Annotated in this window: 20 protein-coding genes; 8 read left to right on the top strand and 12 right to left on the bottom strand. The window is 60.4% G+C overall.

What is annotated here, in order from left to right; translation table 11 throughout:
• Positions 1-165: 165 nt before the first annotated feature.
• Positions 166-1,035: a hypothetical protein gene (locus tag LAT62_RS08015; protein ID WP_293381664.1), complete on the top strand. Its 870-nt coding sequence runs from the start codon at positions 166-168 to the stop codon at positions 1,033-1,035.
• On the opposite strand, the gene LAT62_RS08010 is transcribed toward LAT62_RS08015, so the two are convergent.
• The gene (locus LAT62_RS08010) at positions 1,032-1,325 is read right to left on the bottom strand and encodes a hypothetical protein (RefSeq protein WP_293381661.1); all 294 of its coding nucleotides are present in this window, start codon (positions 1,323-1,325) and stop codon (positions 1,032-1,034) included. The genes LAT62_RS08015 and LAT62_RS08010 overlap by 4 nt on opposite strands.
• 152 nt (positions 1,326-1,477) lie before the next feature.
• On the opposite strand from LAT62_RS08010, the gene LAT62_RS08005 reads away from it, so the two are divergent.
• Positions 1,478-3,433, top strand: a complete 1,956-nt coding sequence (locus LAT62_RS08005) for a VacB/RNase II family 3'-5' exoribonuclease (protein ID WP_293381658.1) — start codon at positions 1,478-1,480, stop codon at positions 3,431-3,433.
• 102 nt (positions 3,434-3,535) lie between these two features.
• Here the strand turns inward: LAT62_RS08005 and LAT62_RS08000 are convergent, their stop codons facing one another.
• The 5 genes from LAT62_RS08000 to LAT62_RS07980 are packed head-to-tail and all read right to left on the bottom strand — an operon-like array spanning position 3,536 to position 6,685.
• Positions 3,536-3,928: a CbiX/SirB N-terminal domain-containing protein gene (locus LAT62_RS08000; protein ID WP_293381655.1), complete on the bottom strand. Its 393-nt coding sequence runs from the start codon at positions 3,926-3,928 to the stop codon at positions 3,536-3,538.
• The gene (locus LAT62_RS07995) at positions 3,900-4,115 is read right to left on the bottom strand and encodes a Trm112 family protein (RefSeq protein ID WP_367120544.1); all 216 of its coding nucleotides are present in this window, start codon (positions 4,113-4,115) and stop codon (positions 3,900-3,902) included. Before LAT62_RS07995 ends, LAT62_RS08000 begins: the two co-directional genes overlap by 29 nt.
• Positions 4,096-4,368 (bottom strand): membrane protein insertion efficiency factor YidD, encoded by a 273-nt coding sequence (gene yidD / locus LAT62_RS07990; protein WP_293381652.1) that lies wholly within the window; start codon positions 4,366-4,368, stop codon positions 4,096-4,098. The genes LAT62_RS07995 and yidD overlap by 20 nt, the downstream gene beginning before the upstream one ends.
• A gap of 18 nt (positions 4,369-4,386) precedes the next feature.
• The gene (cysS, locus tag LAT62_RS07985; protein WP_293381649.1) at positions 4,387-5,793 is read right to left on the bottom strand and encodes a cysteine--tRNA ligase; all 1,407 of its coding nucleotides are present in this window, start codon (positions 5,791-5,793) and stop codon (positions 4,387-4,389) included.
• Between the two features lie 13 nt (positions 5,794-5,806).
• Positions 5,807-6,685, bottom strand: coding sequence for a 6-carboxytetrahydropterin synthase (locus tag LAT62_RS07980; protein WP_293381646.1), 879 nt, complete (start codon positions 6,683-6,685; stop codon positions 5,807-5,809).
• Between the two features lie 249 nt (positions 6,686-6,934).
• On the opposite strand from LAT62_RS07980, the gene LAT62_RS07975 reads away from it, so the two are divergent.
• Positions 6,935-7,228, top strand: coding sequence for a hypothetical protein (locus tag LAT62_RS07975; protein WP_293381643.1), 294 nt, complete (start codon positions 6,935-6,937; stop codon positions 7,226-7,228).
• A 1-nt stretch (position 7,229) separates the two neighbouring features.
• Here the strand turns inward: LAT62_RS07975 and greB are convergent, their stop codons facing one another.
• Genes greB through LAT62_RS07945 form a run of 6 tightly spaced genes read right to left on the bottom strand, consistent with a single transcriptional unit; the run spans position 7,230 to position 11,693 of the window.
• Positions 7,230-7,757 (bottom strand): transcription elongation factor GreB, encoded by a 528-nt coding sequence (gene greB / locus LAT62_RS07970; protein ID WP_293381640.1) that lies wholly within the window; start codon positions 7,755-7,757, stop codon positions 7,230-7,232.
• 22 nt (positions 7,758-7,779) lie between these two features.
• The gene (gene mnmC / locus LAT62_RS07965; RefSeq protein ID WP_293381637.1) at positions 7,780-9,660 is read right to left on the bottom strand and encodes an FAD-dependent 5-carboxymethylaminomethyl-2-thiouridine(34) oxidoreductase MnmC; all 1,881 of its coding nucleotides are present in this window, start codon (positions 9,658-9,660) and stop codon (positions 7,780-7,782) included.
• A 26-nt stretch (positions 9,661-9,686) separates the two neighbouring features.
• Entirely contained in the window at positions 9,687-10,298 is a 612-nt protein-coding gene (locus LAT62_RS07960) for a peptidylprolyl isomerase (protein ID WP_293381700.1), read from the bottom strand.
• A 53-nt stretch (positions 10,299-10,351) separates the two neighbouring features.
• A complete protein-coding gene (locus tag LAT62_RS07955) occupies positions 10,352-10,684 on the bottom strand; it encodes a hypothetical protein (RefSeq protein WP_293381634.1) in 333 nt (110 codons plus the stop codon).
• A complete protein-coding gene (locus LAT62_RS07950; RefSeq protein WP_293381631.1) occupies positions 10,684-11,391 on the bottom strand; it encodes a TIGR04211 family SH3 domain-containing protein in 708 nt (235 codons plus the stop codon). The genes LAT62_RS07955 and LAT62_RS07950 overlap by 1 nt, the downstream gene beginning before the upstream one ends.
• A gap of 2 nt (positions 11,392-11,393) precedes the next feature.
• On the bottom strand, positions 11,394-11,693 hold the full coding sequence (locus LAT62_RS07945) for a YciI family protein (protein WP_293381628.1): 300 nt from the start codon (positions 11,691-11,693) through the stop codon (positions 11,394-11,396).
• Positions 11,694-11,707: 14 nt separating this feature from the next.
• On the opposite strand from LAT62_RS07945, the gene LAT62_RS07940 reads away from it, so the two are divergent.
• From LAT62_RS07940 to rluB, 5 genes are all read left to right on the top strand, one after another.
• Entirely contained in the window at positions 11,708-12,697 is a 990-nt protein-coding gene (locus LAT62_RS07940; RefSeq protein ID WP_367120543.1) for a PHP domain-containing protein, read from the top strand.
• Entirely contained in the window at positions 12,694-13,317 is a 624-nt protein-coding gene (locus tag LAT62_RS07935) for an L-threonylcarbamoyladenylate synthase (RefSeq protein WP_293381625.1), read from the top strand. Before LAT62_RS07940 ends, LAT62_RS07935 begins: the two co-directional genes overlap by 4 nt.
• A gap of 90 nt (positions 13,318-13,407) precedes the next feature.
• Entirely contained in the window at positions 13,408-14,313 is a 906-nt protein-coding gene (locus LAT62_RS07930; protein WP_293381622.1) for a segregation/condensation protein A, read from the top strand.
• Positions 14,310-15,344 (top strand): SMC-Scp complex subunit ScpB, encoded by a 1,035-nt coding sequence (scpB, locus tag LAT62_RS07925; RefSeq protein ID WP_293381619.1) that lies wholly within the window; start codon positions 14,310-14,312, stop codon positions 15,342-15,344. Before LAT62_RS07930 ends, scpB begins: the two co-directional genes overlap by 4 nt.
• Positions 15,280-16,293: a 23S rRNA pseudouridine(2605) synthase RluB gene (gene rluB / locus LAT62_RS07920; RefSeq protein WP_293381616.1), complete on the top strand. Its 1,014-nt coding sequence runs from the start codon at positions 15,280-15,282 to the stop codon at positions 16,291-16,293. The genes scpB and rluB overlap by 65 nt, the downstream gene beginning before the upstream one ends.

Below are 16,293 nucleotides of genomic sequence, written 5' to 3'. Positions count from 1 at the left end.
TCAACGGGTGTTATGTTAGTGGGCTGGGCAGGCTCTTATAGTTTCTATACTGCAACTATACGCATGACGGATCACTACGCACTGTCTCTCTTGCGCTGAAACTGCCCTGCCACCATAATCGGCGGCCGCAACTTTTCCAGGGTTCCATCCGGGCCGGAGGCTAACTTGAAAACCAGTGCCGCGCTGGAGGTCGAAACCACAGATTCGCTGATCGCCATCGACTTTCTGGTGGACAATGTGAATCTGTCCAAATCGCGTTTGAAGAAACTGATGAATGCCGGCGGTGTCTGGCTGCGGCGAGGCAGTTCTCCGCGCTACCGGCTGCGCCGTGCCATGTCCGACTTGAAACCCGGTGACGTTCTCGAAGTGTATTACGACGAAGCCCTGCTCGAGCAGCCCATCCGACAGAGCCACCTGGTAAAGGACAACGATATCTACTCCGTGTGGCAGAAGCCGGCGGGCGTGTTCTGCATGGGCAGTGACTGGGGTGATCACAACTGTCTGGATCGCCAGGTGGAGTTGTACTTTCACAAGCAGAGGCCTGCCTGGCCACTGACTCTGGTGCCGGCGGCAGCACGCGGCCTGGTGATGGTCAGCCATCACAAGCGGGCCAGTGCCAGGTTCCTTGAACACTGGGAAAGCGGCGAAATTCAGGCCCGCTGGCGACTGCTGCTGTCGGGCGACCAGCGGGCCAGGTTGCAAAAGGCCGATGGCTCAGCATCCCCGCTGGTGGCAGCCGCCTGCAGTGACGCAGGGTTGTCCGACCTGTCGGTGCAGAACCTGGAGTATCAGGCTGGCAATCGGAGCACACGCTTGGATGTCAGCGGTGGAATTCAGTCTGTAGAAAGCCTGTTGCGCTGGGCCGCAGCAATGGAAGTCAGCCTGCCCTGTGCCGGCGAATCGGTGCCCGCCGCAGAATTGTTGCTGCCCACAGAGGAAGGCGACGAAAGCCGACTGGAACTGGCACCCGTGGAGCTTCTGGCGCTGCAGTTCGAATGCCCGTTCAGCGGCGTGCAACAGGCGTTTGCTCTTTAATCGGCCCGCTTTTTCGCTGGCTTGCTCTGCGCAGGCTTGAGGCGCGCCACACTGCGAATAAAGGTATAGACGGCGACAGCAGCAATCAGCAGTGCGAGGTCGGCATGCAACTGCATGTTCAGCAGCGCGGTCCACAATACCCACAGTATGACAAAGCAGATGGTAATGATGGAAAGGCGCTCCCATGAGGACCGCGAAGCACAGAAGTAGCCCACCAGCACCGGTATCGCCAGTGCCACAGCGAAGTGCTGCAAAAGATTGAACCAAAGAGTATTGAACAGTTCAGGCATGGTTTTCCCCGGCTTTTGCCCGGTGGTGGGTTCAAAGGGCACGATGGTACCCTGAACGCCCTACTACTTCATCCCGGTTATGGTGTCGTCAAAGCAGCCAAACCAGTATAATCGACGCATTACCCACCCATCTGCAATGAGCCCGTTTCTGCATGCTTGATTCGAATGCGCTGTCCCAGCTTGCCTCTCTGAAAACCCAGTTGAATGAAGACAAGGATCTGTTCGTCGGCGACGTGCGCGGCACGCCGAACCGCTACGGGTTCGTGGTCACAGAAGCTGGAGAAAGCCATTTTCTCAACCCGGATGAAATGAAGAGAGTGCTGCCAGGTGACCGTATCGAGTTCACGCTGGCCGATCAGGATGGGCGCTCACAGGCAGTGGTCGAGCAGTTGCTCGAAACACGGCTGGATACCTTTGTCGGCCAGGTGGTGGAAAAAAGCGGCCGCAAATGGGTGCGCCCGGATCATCCGGGCTTCAATCGCTGGGTGATGCTCAATCACAAGAGTGCGGAGAGCGCCGCGGAAGGCAGTTGGGTCAAGTGCACGCTGAAGCGTCATCCTTTTGAAGATGGGCGGGCACTGGCCCGAGTCGACTCTGTTCTGGGTGATGACAAGACGCTGTTTATTGAACACATCGTGGCCAAGGCCCGCTTTGGCGCTACGGCCGAATTTCCCTCTGCGGTGCAGAAGGCCGTGGCGAAGCTCGATGCGACTGCCCGGCTGGCCGCGCAGCACGACTACGAAGACGCCACGGATTTGCCTCTGGTGACCATAGACGGCACCAATACCCGGGATATGGATGATGCCGTCTGTGTCGCTGACAAGGGAAACAGCTGGCAGCTCAGTGTCGCCATTGCCGACCCCAGCCTGTTTGTCGATGCTGGCAGTGCACTAGATCAGTCTGCGCTGCAGCGCTACAGCAGCCAGTACCTTCCTGGCGAGACCCTGCATATGCTGCCGCCCGAGATAGCGGTAGAGCAGTGTGCCCTGCAGGCGGATGTCGAGCGCCCGGCGCTGTTGCTGCAGACCCGGCTGGACAAGGCAACGGGCGTCGCTTCTGACACACGGATTGTATTCGCCCGTGTCCGATCACGGGCCCAGCTCAATTATGGTGAAGTCAGTGGCTGGTTGAAAAACGGCATCATCGAAACGACCACCAGACCCTTGTCCGACGTCACCCCTGAGGCCTTGCTGGAACAGTTGCAGGCCCTGGACCAGTTGGCCGCCCGGTTGCACAGCTTCCGCCAGGAGCGCTGCATGGTGATGCCAGAGCGCCCCGATTACCGCCTGCGGCTTGATGAACGCGGTCAGGTCACAGCCATTGAAGAAGAAGAACGCAACCGCGCGCAGCAGATGATCGAGGAGGTCATGCTGCTCACCAATCATCTGGCTGCCCGTCACCTGACCGAGCACAAGGCAGGGCTTTTTCTGTGCCATGATGGCTTTCGTGAAGAGCAGGTTGATACGGTTCGGCAACTGCTGGAGCAGGCTCTGGGCAAGGTGCCGGAAGATCTGTCCGCCTTTCAGGCCATGTTGCCCGTGCTGCAGCAGGCGCGCCAACATGACGGCCTGCCGCTCGATCGCCTGCTGAGCAAGTGTTATCGCCGGACCGAACTGGCTGCCGAGCCGCGGCCACACTGGGGTCTCGGGTTTACGCACTACACGACGATTACCTCACCCATCCGCAAGTATCTGGACCTGTTTCTGCACCGACAGCTCAAGGCGCTGTGGCGTGGCGAACCGGTGCCACAGGCAACGCCGGAGCAACTGGCCCGGATGCAGGAAGCGCAGGGCAGTATGCGGGCGGTGGCCAATTTCACCGAACACTGGCTCAAGGCCATTTATCTGAAGCCCAGAGAAGGGGAAGTAGTGTCCGGAGAGATTCAGCACCTGACGCCGACCGGCTTTTCCGTGCAGCTTGATGGCTTGGGCGTCAGCGGCTTTGTGAACGTCAAAGGCTGGCGCGACAAGACGGCAGAGTTCGATCCGGTGTGGCAGGTGCATCACACCGCCAAAGGCGAGTTCAGGCTGGAGATGCCGGTGCAGGTGAAGATTCAGAGTGTGGATCTGGAACGGCGCAATATCCAGTTGGAGATTGCCAGCGGTTGAGTTGTAGGTGCAGACCTTGGCCGAGCTCGGGGCCGCAGGCCTCATTCAAGGCGGCTGCACCGCTGAGCGGGGCTTACGCCCCTGGCCTACAGAGGAGACGCCTCAGCTCGCCAGGCCGGTCAGATAATCGACAAACCCCGCATCCGCGGCCAAATGCGACAACAATTCGATGCGTACCTGCGGATGCCGCGCCCGGGCCTCTTCGACGATGCCGGGAATATCATTGCGCACATGCGTACCGGCGAGCAGAAAGCAGGGCATGACCCGTATCTCTGACGCCCCTTCGGCCACCAACTGGTCCAGCGTGCTGTCGATGCCCGGCTCACTGAGCTCCAGAAAGGCCGTTGCCACGTGATCATAATCCGCCGGCAGGCGCTCTCTGACCTGGCCGGCCAGCCTTTCGAACTCCTCGTTACTGCTTTGCAGGCGGCTGCCATGAGCAGCCAGCAGCAAAACCCGGCGGCTTTCAGCGGTACTTCTTTTTGAGTCGGTCATATTCATCCTGTTCGATCTGTCGGGCCTCGTCTTCAAGCATCACGGGTATACCGTCACGAATGGGATAGGCCAGACGGCTGGCCAGACAGACCAGCTCGGTCTTGTCTTCACTGAAATAAACCTGCGCCTTGGTGACAGGGCAGGCCAGAATGTGCAGCAACTGGGCATCAATCATCGGTTTTTTCACTCCGCGATTCCTCTGACCGCTTGTTCTTGTACGTGTCAGTTTCAGGTACCAGATCAATACCACCGGGATGCAGCGGGTGGCATTTCAGTACACGCTTTATGGTCAGCCAGGTGCCCTTCAGTGCGCCGTGCGTCTCCAGCGCCTCTACCGCATAGTGCGAACAGGTCGGATAGAACCGGCAGCGCGGCGGCGTAAAGGGGCTGATAAAGCGCTGATAGCCACGTATCAGCAAAAGCAGTGTCCGTTTGATCATGGGTGCCTCCTGTCGGGGCTATTTCCACTGCCAGCGTGTGCCTTCACGAGTATCCTGGATTTCCACGCCGGCCGCATCCAGCTCAGCCCGGATCTCGTCGGCGCGCTGGAAATCACGCGCTTTCTTGGCGGCCTGCCGGTCGGCCAGCAGTGCTTCAATCCGCTCGTCGGTGATACTAGACGTACCGCGCGACAGGGTCTTGAACCAGGACTCCGGCTCATGGTTGAGCAGGCCGAGCAGTTGCGCGCCCTGTACCAGCAGTGCGCGTGCCCGCTGCTTCTTGTCACTGTCGGCCTGTTCATCATAGAGCACATGGGTGCACTGATGCAGCTCTGCAATGGCCTGTGGTGTATTCAGGTCGTCGCACAGGGCTTTGACCACAGAACTGTCCTGCAGTTCACTCGCTGACAGCACCGGTGAATTTGCAGCCAGATCAGCACTGTCGCGCAGCGCTCCGTAAAAGCGGTCCAGCGTCTGGCGCGATTGGGTCAGCAGGTCATCAGACCAGTTGAGCACAGAGCGGTATTGCGCCGACAGCAAAGCCAGGCGCAATTGCTCACCCGGGTAGCTGGCCAGCAGTTCGCGCACGGTGATGAAGTTGCCCAGAGACTTGGACATCTTCTCGCCCTCGACATTGATCATGCCGTTGTGCATCCAGTAGCGCACATACTCTTCCGGCTCGTCATGGCAGCAGGTGCCCTGGGCAACCTCGTTTTCATGATGCGGGAACATCAGGTCGTGTCCGCCGCCGTGAATATCGATGGTGGGGCCAAGATGTCGATTGATCATGGCGGTGCATTCGATATGCCAGCCGGGTCTGCCGTAACCCCAGGGGCTGTCCCAGCCCGGCTCGTGGGCTTCGGTGGACGGCTTCCACAGCACAAAATCCATCGGGTCTTCTTTATAGGCGGCCACTTCCACGCGCGCGCCAGCCTGCATGTCTTCCAGCCGGCGCTTGGAGAGCTTGCCATAGTCCGGCATGGCATTGACCCGGAACAACACGTGACCTTCTGCCTCATAGGCGAAACCACGCTCTATCAGGCGTTCTATCAGTGCCTGCATCATGTCGAGGTTGTCTGTGGCCAGTGGTTCTATCGTGGGCTCGGCATTATGCAGCGCGGCCATGTCTTCGTGGTAAGCAGTGGTATAGCGCTCGGTGTAGGTGCTGATCGGCTCTCCGGCGTCATGGGCCGCACGATTGATCTTGTCATCGATGTCGGTAATGTTGCGCGCATAGTCGACACGCGGGTACTGCAGGTGCAGCAGCCGGACCAGGGTGTCAAACACCACTGCCGGCCGCGCATTGCCGATATGCACGAAGTTGTACACCGTAGGTCCACAGACATACATCGTGACCCGCTCAGGGTCCATCGGGGTAAAGGGTTCCTTGCGATTGTGCAGCGAGTTGTAGATCTGAAGGGCCATGCGTAATCCTGTTTCAGGAAGTCTGTGGACTGTCGGGTTCATGGGTTGCCAGCGCGCCCTTGTCAACGCCTTCAAAGGCGCGCACACGCCAATGACTGTCGGGTTCGTTGGCGCCGAGGCCTGCCGCCAGGTGGCTGGCAATCAGCTCAACAGTGGTGTCCGTCTCCAGCACATCGCACCGGGCCGCGGGCAGTGTCAGCTCAAAGCGGCCCTGAGCTGAGGTATACGCCATATCGTAACATGGTGTGTCCAGTACCCGCCGTTCACCGATGATGTCTTCGCGCGTCACCAGATAGATATCGCGCCAGCGCTCTGCGATCATTTTTTCTGCCGTTGGCTGGCGCTGACCATTCTGTTCCACCTGAATTCTCGAGCGGTGGCCATGCACCATGCGCTGGCAGTCCCCGGCGTGTTTCTTCAAGCCATGAGAATAGTGGTAAAACGCCTGGTCATGCTGCTCGGTACGCAGCGTCAGGCGGATTTCCTGGACATTGTCCGGTACCACGGAGCGCACCTGCTGATTGAGGTCGGCCAATGCCACCGAAGGATTGACGCGGTCGGCATCCAGCCAGTAGAAGGCCTGCTGTGGCGCACGATAGTCCAGCAGCACTCCGTGTTCAGGGTGTTGCAGCGCAATGCGACGGCGCTCACCGTCTTCTTCGATTGTCAGGCCTGGCAGGTGAAGGGGTATGACGAAGCGGTGGTCCATGCCCCGGTCAATCTCTGCCTTGATGGCCTTTTTGACATGGCCAAAATCAAACACCATGCCTTCATCATTCAGCGCCCCGATGAGCTCAAGATCAACGATCCAGCTTTCACCCACGATACCCCGTCGGCTATCCAGGTAGCTGAAATCAATGACGGTCAGGTTGTTGACAAAAAGGCTGGCCATGAAGTCCCCGCGCTGTGGTGGTGTCTGAAGCCCCGCTGCGCGCGTCCGGCAGCAATCAATGGGCGTCGCGATTGTACCCTGTTTCACAGGGTGACAGTAGAGAGCTGAGGTTTCCAGCCGCCGTCGGGCAGACAAATCGGGCCTGATCAGCCATAATTGTCCAGACGGACCATGAGTGTTCAGGGCGCCCTCACTGTGGTGACTTTGCGGCCAGCGCCTTGCCATCCATTGATACTGACAGGAGGCTCCATGGGCAAGGCACTGCCGGTGACACGCCAAAACGCCGAGAACGACACAGTGACCGAGTTCCGACGTCGGGGCGAGGCTGCACGCCATCTGCGGGCGCAACTGGCGGCCTCATTTGTTGCCAGTGAAGCCATTATCCGCGAGATGCGAGCTATCCGCGCCAATCTGCCGGGCCCTGGCGAAGCCACCACAGGCCGTTTGGCATTGCCCGGAAAGGGCGACACAGGCAACCCTGTAAAACTCGGTGAACCCGACCAGGACCCGGCTGAACAGACAGCCGGCGAGCCCGGGAACTGACTCAGCTCTGCCAGTCTGCCGGCGGCCGCTCGCCACTGTAAGCAATGGCATCGAGCCAGAAAAGGCGCTGGCCTTTCGGGGTCTGTACTGCAATTTCATCATCCTGTCGCTTGCCAAGCAGCGCCCGTGCCAGTGGTCCGTCGATGCTGATATATTCCGCATGACGGTCAAACTCGTCAGGCCCCACTATACGATGCAGGCTGCTGCGGTCTTCTTCATCAAACAGTTTCACCCAGGCGCCGAAGAACACCCGCGAGTGATCGGCTGGTGCCTCGGTGACCACCTTCAGCGAGTCCAGTCGTTTGCGCAGAAAGCGCACCCGACTGTCGATCTCGCGCAACCGCTTCTTGCCGTAAATGTAGTCCCCGTTTTCTGAGCGGTCGCCATTTTTGGCTGCGTCAGAGACCGCCTGCGTCACCACAGGGCGCTCTTCTTTCCACAATGTCTGCAGCTCCCGGCGCAACAACTGTTCGCCTTCCGGCGTGATAATGGCGGTACGGGGCGCTCGGGGTGGTCGATATCGGCTCATCGCAAGGGTTTGCTCCGGTCGGTTATTTCAGCCAGTGACGCTCGGCATGGATCCGCTGCTCGAGACTGTGTCCGAACGGCAGCGGCTCGCCGGTGATCTGGCAGGCCACATATTCTGCCAGCAAGGGCGCCGAAGCGAGACCCTTGGAGCCCAGGCCGCTGAGAACAAAAAGACCCTGGTGGAACAGGTCCGCGCGCAGCGCCTGCCGTGGTGTGGCTCTCCGGGCTCGCGCCTCGGCAGTCAGCAGCGGGCCGGCAAGGGGCAAATAGTCGGGAGTTGTAGCGCGTACTCCGGCCGCATCGCTGAGCGGGTTTTGTGCGGCCCGCTGCGCCAGTTCAGGCGACAGCTGAGCCAGGGCGGCCAGGTTTTCGTCTCGATCCTCAGGGCGGATGTCATCTGCGCCGTCCCTGGGCTGAAAGGTGGCGCCAAAATGCCACTGGCCGTCCGGGCCGGCAGGCGTGACATAGCGCTCGGCACAGATCACGCAATCGGGCCCGTCAGCAGAAGATACCCCTGTCAACTGGCCTCTGACCGGCCGCAGCGGCAGGTGGGCGCTGATTGGCCAACTGCGGCTGGCCATCCCGGCGGCTATCACAACGGTACTGAACAGGTGCTGCTCATCCTGATCGTTGGTCAGCTGCCAGCCATCCGGGTGCGGCGCAAGCGAAACAATGCGGCGTTTCAGAGTCGGGGTATCACCCAGCAGCAGTCGGCTGTAGCGGCCGGGAGACAGCCAGCCGGAACCAGCAAACCAGAGTGCTGGGCTATGCAAGGGAATTCCGGCCTTGTCGGTGGCCTGGTCCGCTGTCATGGGCTGAACACACTGGCCAAAGGGGTGCTCGTTCAGTACCGCGCAAAGGCGCTGCCAGCGGTCTTGCGGCAGCATCTGCAGCAGGCCCGTTCGTGCGCCTGGCCAGCCATGGCCTTCACTGGACCAGAGGCGCAGCCGATAGGACAGGGCGGCCGCATACCAGCAGGTCGCCGGGTCGGCTTCCAGTCCGGGTCGGGCATACACGGCACCCTGAACCGCATCGGGAAAGGGATGCTCGGGTGCGTCCGGGCCGATTACGGTGACGCAGAGGTCGCGCCGACGCAGTCTGTGAGCCAGTTCTGCCGCAGCCAGTCCGCTACCAATAATGGCCACCGATTCGGGTGTGTGTGCCACGGGTCTTGGCCACCGCCAGTGGCGCGACCTGGAACTGACCGGCCCCAGCAGACCTGCAAACCGGCCTCCGAGACAATGACGCTTGCGCCCGAAGCCGGGTCGTTTGCTGACCTGAAAACCAGCGGCAGTCAGGCCTTCCCTTACTGCACGGGCGACAGTGTAGGTCGCCACCGTGGTATCACGATGACTCAGCCTGCCCAGAGCGTGAAACAGATCCGGATGCCACAGCTCGGGATTGCGGTCGGGGGCGAATCCGTCCAGATACCAGGCGTCGATGTCGGCCTGACAATCCAGCAGGCCCTCGGTGGCATCGCCAATCCACAGGGTCAGCTCGGCATCCGAAAAACTGAACCGGTTCCAGCCGGGCACCAGGTCATGCCAAGCGGTCAGAAATTCGTTGATGACCGGCAGTTCGGTGGAGAGGGGCAGCAGCAGGTCAGGCAATTGGCGAGGATGAATGGGAAAGCGCTCGGTGCTGACAAAGTGCAGGCGCAGGCCTTTCCCGTGCTGGCGCATTGCCTGCCAGGTGACCAGGAAATTGAGCCCGGTGCCGAAGCCGGTTTCGCCGACGCTGAACCAGGGCAGCGGATGTGTCTGCCAACGCTCTGGCAGCCCGTTACCCTGCAGAAAAACATGGCGGGTTTCTGCCGCCCCACCGGAGCGGCTGAAGTAGACATCCCTGAAAGCGGTGGCGACCGGTGCGTCAGGCTGCGAGGTGTCCAGTTGGGCAAATTGCATGCAAGCGACTTTCCGGTCAGGGGCGATCAGTCTTCCAGACGGCGGATCTGTTCGATCACGATGGCTTCAACCGGCACATCGCCCATGGCGCCCATGGGCGTCGGCTGCGTGCCGGTCTCTGTGGCAGCAATCCGGTCCACCACATCCATGCCTTCGACGACCTCACCGAAAACAGCGTAGCCCCATTGGTTACCGCGCTGGTTGAGCTGACTGTTGTCGCCCACATTGATGAAGAACTGTGCTGTTGCACTGTGCGGTGCCTGTGTTCTGGCCATGGCGATGGTGCCCCGGTCATTGCTCAGGCCGTTGTCTGCCTCGTTTTGAATCGGCTCTCGAGTGCTCTGCTGGGCCATGCTCTCGTTGAAGCCGCCACCTTGAATCATGAACCCGGAAATGACCCGGTGAAAAATCAGGCCGTCGTAAAATTCATCATCCACATACTGCAGGAAATTCTCGACCGTAATCGGAGACTCGTCTTCATACAGTGCCAGTGTGATGTCACCGGCGGAGGTCGTGAGCACGACGCGCGGCCCCTGTTCTGCAGCAGCCACTGTGCTGTCGGCGCTCACGGCTCTCTCAGCGGAGTCCGCCGAGTCGGAGGCAGAGCAGGCCGCGAGCAACAGCGTTGCCGCCAGCACGGCCAGGGTGCGCAGGCCAGAACCCAATACAAAGGTGCGGAATGGTGTGTCGGTCATAAAGAATCCAGTTCATTGAGCCAGGTTTCGAAGTACTGCTTGGGCAGCAGAATATCGACCTGGGAAAAGCGTTTCATTTCATTGATGGAGTAGGTGCCGGCCATATGCAATTCCCAGCGCACCGTTATGTCGTCCGCGACCCGCCACAGCTTCAGCGTGTCTCCCTCCAGCGGTTGATGACGCTTCAATTCAGCGGCGTAGCGGCTGGCCCAGTCCACAATGTCAAAGTGGGTGTAGCGTGACACCGAGCCGCGCGCTCCTTCCTGGAGCAGCGCGACGAGGCTGTCGGGTTCAAAAGAGTGCTCGATGGTGACCTGCTTCCAGGGCATCAGTTCCAGCCGTCACTGCGTCGCCGGCGAATCAGCGGTGGCAGTATCAGACCCATCAGCAGGCCCATCAGAACCAGGCCGCCGCCTACGATCATGCGCCACTGGTTGGCGTCGCCTTCCAGACTTTCGTTGATCGAGCGCAACTGTTCATTCTCGTTTTCCAGGATTCGGTTGCGGCTGAGCAGTTCCTCGTTGCGTTCATCAAGCATCAGCGCATTGCTCGAAATCTCGCGAACCCGGTCGAGTTCGGCCAGAGCATCGTCCCGCTCGGCTTCGATGTTGGCATAAACCTCATCGGCGGAAAGGTTGTCGTCCAGCAGATCTGCATATTGCTGCCGTAGTCGGTCATTTTCAGCGCGCAGCTCTTCCACTTCCTGCTCCATGGCTTCCAGCTGATCTCGCGCAATGGGGTCTTCGCTCAGATGGCGGGTCGGCAGCCAACCTTCCTGCTGACCAACCCGGATGCGCGACCATTGGGTCGCGGCATCGTTTTCCAGCAGGGTAACCTGGGTGCCGCTGCGCAACCCGGCATTCACAATCCGATATTCCAGTGAAGGGCCGGTGCGCAGGGGCACCAGCAGAATATCGGAAATGTAGCGCGTGTTAGCGTCGGTTTCCTGGGCCAGGCTGGTAGCCGGCGTCAGCAGGGCGATGAAAAGCAAGCTGGTCAGCAACCAGACGGGTGTGCGAATGATGGTATTTCTCATGGTCAGGGCAGTACCTTCTTGAACGGTTTTACCAGAGTGCGGGCATAAACGCCGGCGGCAACATAGGGGTCAGTCTCTGCCCACTCCCGGGCGGCCTCGAGAGAGGGGAACTCAGCCACCACGAGCGAACCGGAAAAGCCGGCTTCACCCGGATCGTCCGTGTCCACCGCCGGATGAGGGCCGGCCATCAGCAGGCGGCCCTGATCACGCAGCGTTTCCAGGCGGGCCAGATGGTCCGGACGCGCGGCACGGCGCAACGGCAAGCTGTCGGTCACGTCCTCTGACATGATCGCGTAGTACATGGTATTTCCTTAAAATGACAGACGAGAAATCAGGTTCGATGTCACGTATACTCGGCGTTTTTGCAGCGGCCGGCAGCATGACTCAATATTCCGACAGTTTAAACAGCGATGCAGAGGCTGTCTATTGCCCAGATGACGGGCCGTGTGACGCAGTTGGCAGCTCCCGTTATGAGCGGGTCGATCTGCATTGCCACAGTCTGTGCTCTGATGGCTCTCTTCCCGTGTCGGAACTGATCAACCGGGCCGCTGCGGCGGGCCTCAAGTGGTTCAGCATTACTGATCATGACACCTTGCAGGGGCAGGAAGAGGCCCGGGCGCTGGCCGCGCAGACTGATGATTTACACTATGTCACTGGGGTCGAGTGGTCAGCCGTGTGGAATGGGGTGCTGGTGCACCTGGTCGGCCTTGATTTTGACCCCAATCACCCCGCCAGCCAGACTGCCGCGACCAGGCAGTTGCGGGCGCGTCGCAAGCGGGCCGTGCGCATTGCGCAGAAGCTGGACCGCAACGGTTTTTCCGGTGTCGAAGACTGGGTGCGCTCCGAAGACGCCCCTGAACTCCCGGGGCGGCCGCATTTTGCCCGGCACCTGGTGGCCACCGGGCAGATTGGCAGCGTCGATCAAGCGTTCCGCCGGTTCCTGGGCGCGGGCAAGGCGGGTGATGTGAAGTCCCACTGGCCGGAGATGGCGGAAGTGATTGACTGGGTGCATGCTGCCGGCGGGCAGGTCGTGCTGGCACACCCGCAGCGCTACAAGCTGACCGGCCGCAAGCGTCGGCAACTGGTGGCAGACTTCGCCGAGGCCGGCGGAGATGCGCTGGAGATCGCGGTGCCCGGCATGCCACCGAATACCAAACAATTGCTGGTTGAGCTGTGCGTCGATCATGGCCTGGCGGGGTCTTCCGGGAGTGATTTCCACGACGACAGCCAGCACTGGCTGGCCCTGGGGCAGGTGCCTGCGCTGCCCCGCAACATTCAACCGATCTGGGAGAAGTTCGCAATATGAGTCAGTTCTTTGCCATCCATCCCGAGACGCCGCAACTGCGACTGATCAAACAGGCCGTTGAGATCGTTCGGGGTGGTGGCGTCATTGCCTACCCGACGGACTCTGCCTATGCGCTGGGCTGTCACCTGGGTGACAAGCAGGCTGTCGATCGTATCCGCGAGATTCGCCAAATCGATGACCGGCACCACCTGACGCTGGTTTGTTCCGATCTGTCGGAGCTTTCTCTGTATGCGAAGGTGGATAACATGGACTTCCGGCTGCTCAAGAACAATACACCAGGGCCCTACACCTTCATTCTGAATGCCACCCGAGAAGTGCCGCGCCGCCTGATGCACCCCAAGAAGCGTGAACTGGGTCTGCGCATTCCGCAGCATCCCATCACCCAGGCGCTGCTGGCCGAGCTGGGAGAGCCTCTGCTCAGCACGTCGTTGATCATGCCGGGTGAAGAAGAGCCCATGGTCGAGCCCTGGGCTATCCGCGAGGCGCTGGAGCACAGTGTGGATCTGGTGATCGACGGCGGATATTGCGGCTATGTGCCGACCACGGTCATCAGCCTGCTGGGTGACAAGCCGGAGGAGCTGCGTGAGGGTGCCGGCAATCCAGAACCCTTTCATGTCTGAGTGGTGCGTTCTGAAGCTGCCTTTGGCCATTGAACCTGTTGGCGCGGTGAGGAATACTGTGGTGTGGATGTCAGGCCAGCGAGCGCACTCATGACCGACGCGACCCCAAATCCGGTCCCTGAACAACCCGTTGGGCTGGCGGCGTTGCGAGCGACTGCCCGGCACGAGCAAGCAGAACTGCCCTTCGCCATTGTGCTGGGCGAGGTGGTCACCGAAATACCCCAGGATCTTTACATCCCACCGGCGGCACTGGAAGTGTTTCTGCGTGCTTTCGAGGGGCCGCTTGACCTGCTGCTCTATCTGATCAAAAAGCAGAACCTCGACATTCTGGACATCAATGTGTTCGAGATCACGAGCCAGTACATGCAGTATGTCGATGTCATGCAGGACATGGAGCTGGATGTGGCCGGTGACTACCTGGTCATGGCTGCCATGCTGGCAGAAATCAAGTCGCGCATGCTGTTGCCGCGTCGGCATGAAGAGGAAGAAGGCGAAGAAGACCCGCGGGCCGAACTGATTCGGCGCCTGCAGGAATACGAACAGTTCAAGGCTGCTGCCGAATCGCTGGACGCCCTGCCGCGCCAGGGGCGGGAATTTTTTGTCGGCCCCGGTGAGGCCATTGAAGGCGTTGCGGCTATGCACCCGCCTGTCGAATTTGTAGAAGTCATGCTGGCCATGAAACATGTATTGCAGCGTGAGGCCATGTTTGAGCAGCATCAGGTCAGCCGCGAGGCGCTGTCCACGCACGATCGCATGCAGACCATTCTGGGTTTGCTGCGTGAGCGCCGTCAGGTGCGGCTGGTCGATCTTTTTCGCCGTGACGAGGGCCGCGCAGGCGCTGTAGTCAGTTTTCTGGCCATGATGGAGCTCACCAAGGAGCGGATTATTGAAATTGCCCAGGCAGAACTATACGGTCCCATCTATCTGCAGGTCCGTGACGATGCAGATCTGGCAGCGCTTGAAACCGCGGTTTTCAGTGAGTCAACGGAATCATGAGTGAACAACAGAACACACAGGACAGTGTGGCCAGTCAGTTCGAGGGCTTTCCTGATGAGGACAATGCCCGCGAACAGGTGGTCGAGGCAGCGCTGTTTGCCAGCGACCAGCCTCTGACCCTGGAGCGGCTGCAGTTGTTGTTCGGAGAAGACCAGCCCGTGTCCCGCACCGAGGTTCGGGCCATCATCAGCCGCTTGCAGGCGCATAACGAGCAGCGCGGTATCGAGTTGGTCAAGGTGGCTGGTGGGTTCCGCTTCCAGACCAAGCGGGGCCTGCATCCCTGGCTGGCGCGACTGTGGGACGAAAAGCCCCGGAAGTACAGCCGTGCGCTGATGGAAACGCTGGCGCTGATTGCCTATCGGCAACCCATCACACGCAGCGAAATAGAGGACGTGCGCGGTGTATCCGTGGCCAGCAATATCATCAGAACCTTGCTCGAGCGCGAGTGGGTGCGGGTCGTGGGTCATCGCGATGTGCCCGGCCGGCCGGCGTTGTTCGCCACCACACCACAATTTCTGGACTATTTCAGTCTCGAGAGCCTCGACAGCCTCCCTCCCTTGTCGGAGATCAAGTCGATGGCGGAGCTGGAACCGGAACTCGACCTGGAGACCGGCATGGAGCAGTCCGAAGAAAGCAGTTCGTTTGCCGGTATGCTGAATCGCCTGCAGGAAGACGAGGACGAGTCAGATGATGACAATCTGGATGCGTCCCTGAGCGACCAGTGGGAGTCACTGGATGAACTGAATGACCAGTTCGAGTCCAGCATCAGATCCAGATCGGCGGCGGACGACCAGGACAGCGAGATTGACACCCAAGAGCCCGCAGAGGGTGAGCGCGTCGGGCAAGAACCCCAGCCCGACTCTGCCGCGGTGGCAGAAGATGCGCTGACGGAAGCGGAAAAATTCGACATCATTCAACAGAAACTGGCCGAACAGGCCAATCTGATCAAGTCAGGCGGTAACGACAATGACACAGAAACCGGCCCGGAAACGTCCGGGGACAACCCGAACCGGACAGAAACCCCGGACTAGGAAGCCTGCAGCCACACCGGCTGCCGCTGCGCCCGAGGCACAGCCGGCCGCCAGCGAGAAGCTGCAAAAGGTACTGGCGCGTGCCGGCCTGGGGTCACGGCGGGAAATGGAACAGGCGATTTCCGATGGTCGGGCTGAAGTGAACGGTCTGCCCGCGCGTCTCGGTGAGCGAGTGTCTTCCGATGACCACCTGGTGTTTGATGGCCAGGCTATCGCGGTGCCGGGTCAGGTCAGGCGAGTTCTCCTTTACAACAAGCCGGAAGGCGAAGTCTGCACACGCGATGACCCGGAAGGTCGGCCGACCGTCTTTGACCGGTTGCCGCCGGCCGGCGAGGGCCGTTGGATTACTGTCGGCAGACTGGACATCAATACGTCCGGTCTGCTGTTGCTGACCACGGACGGAGAGCTGGCCAGTCGTCTTATGCACCCGTCGTCGCAGATCGAACGCGAATATGCCGTGCGCGTGCTGGGCAGCGTCAACCCCGAGATGGTCAAGGCCATGCATGACGGCGTCATGCTGGAGGATGGGCTGGCCCGCTTTACCGATATTCAGGAGTTCGGTGGCAGCGGCGCCAACAGCTGGTTTCATGTGGTGATCATGGAAGGGCGCAACAGAGAAGTGCGGCGTCTGTGGGAATCACAGGGGGTCAAGGTCAGTCGCTTGAAACGGGTACGCTATGCCAGTGTTTTTCTGGATGCCGACCTGCGCATGGGGCAATGGAAAGATCTGGACCAATCCGCCGTGGACCAGTTGGCCGCTCAGGTCGACCTGCCCTCTGTACCCGTGCCGGAAATCACCGGCAAGCTGAAAGAAAAAACCGAGCGCAAACAACGCAAGAAGGGCGGTGTTGGCGCAGCCCGCAAGCCGGAACGCCATCAGCGCCGCAAGGCACGTCTGCGCAGCACCTCAGGGGCGCGCAGTGGCCCGGGGCGCAAGGTCAGGCGCTAG

It is taken from the genome of Natronospirillum sp., from assembly GCF_022565775.1.
Classification (GTDB): Bacteria; Pseudomonadota; Gammaproteobacteria; order Pseudomonadales; family Natronospirillaceae; genus Natronospirillum.
This window is presented reverse-complemented; position numbering and strand designations above follow the sequence as displayed.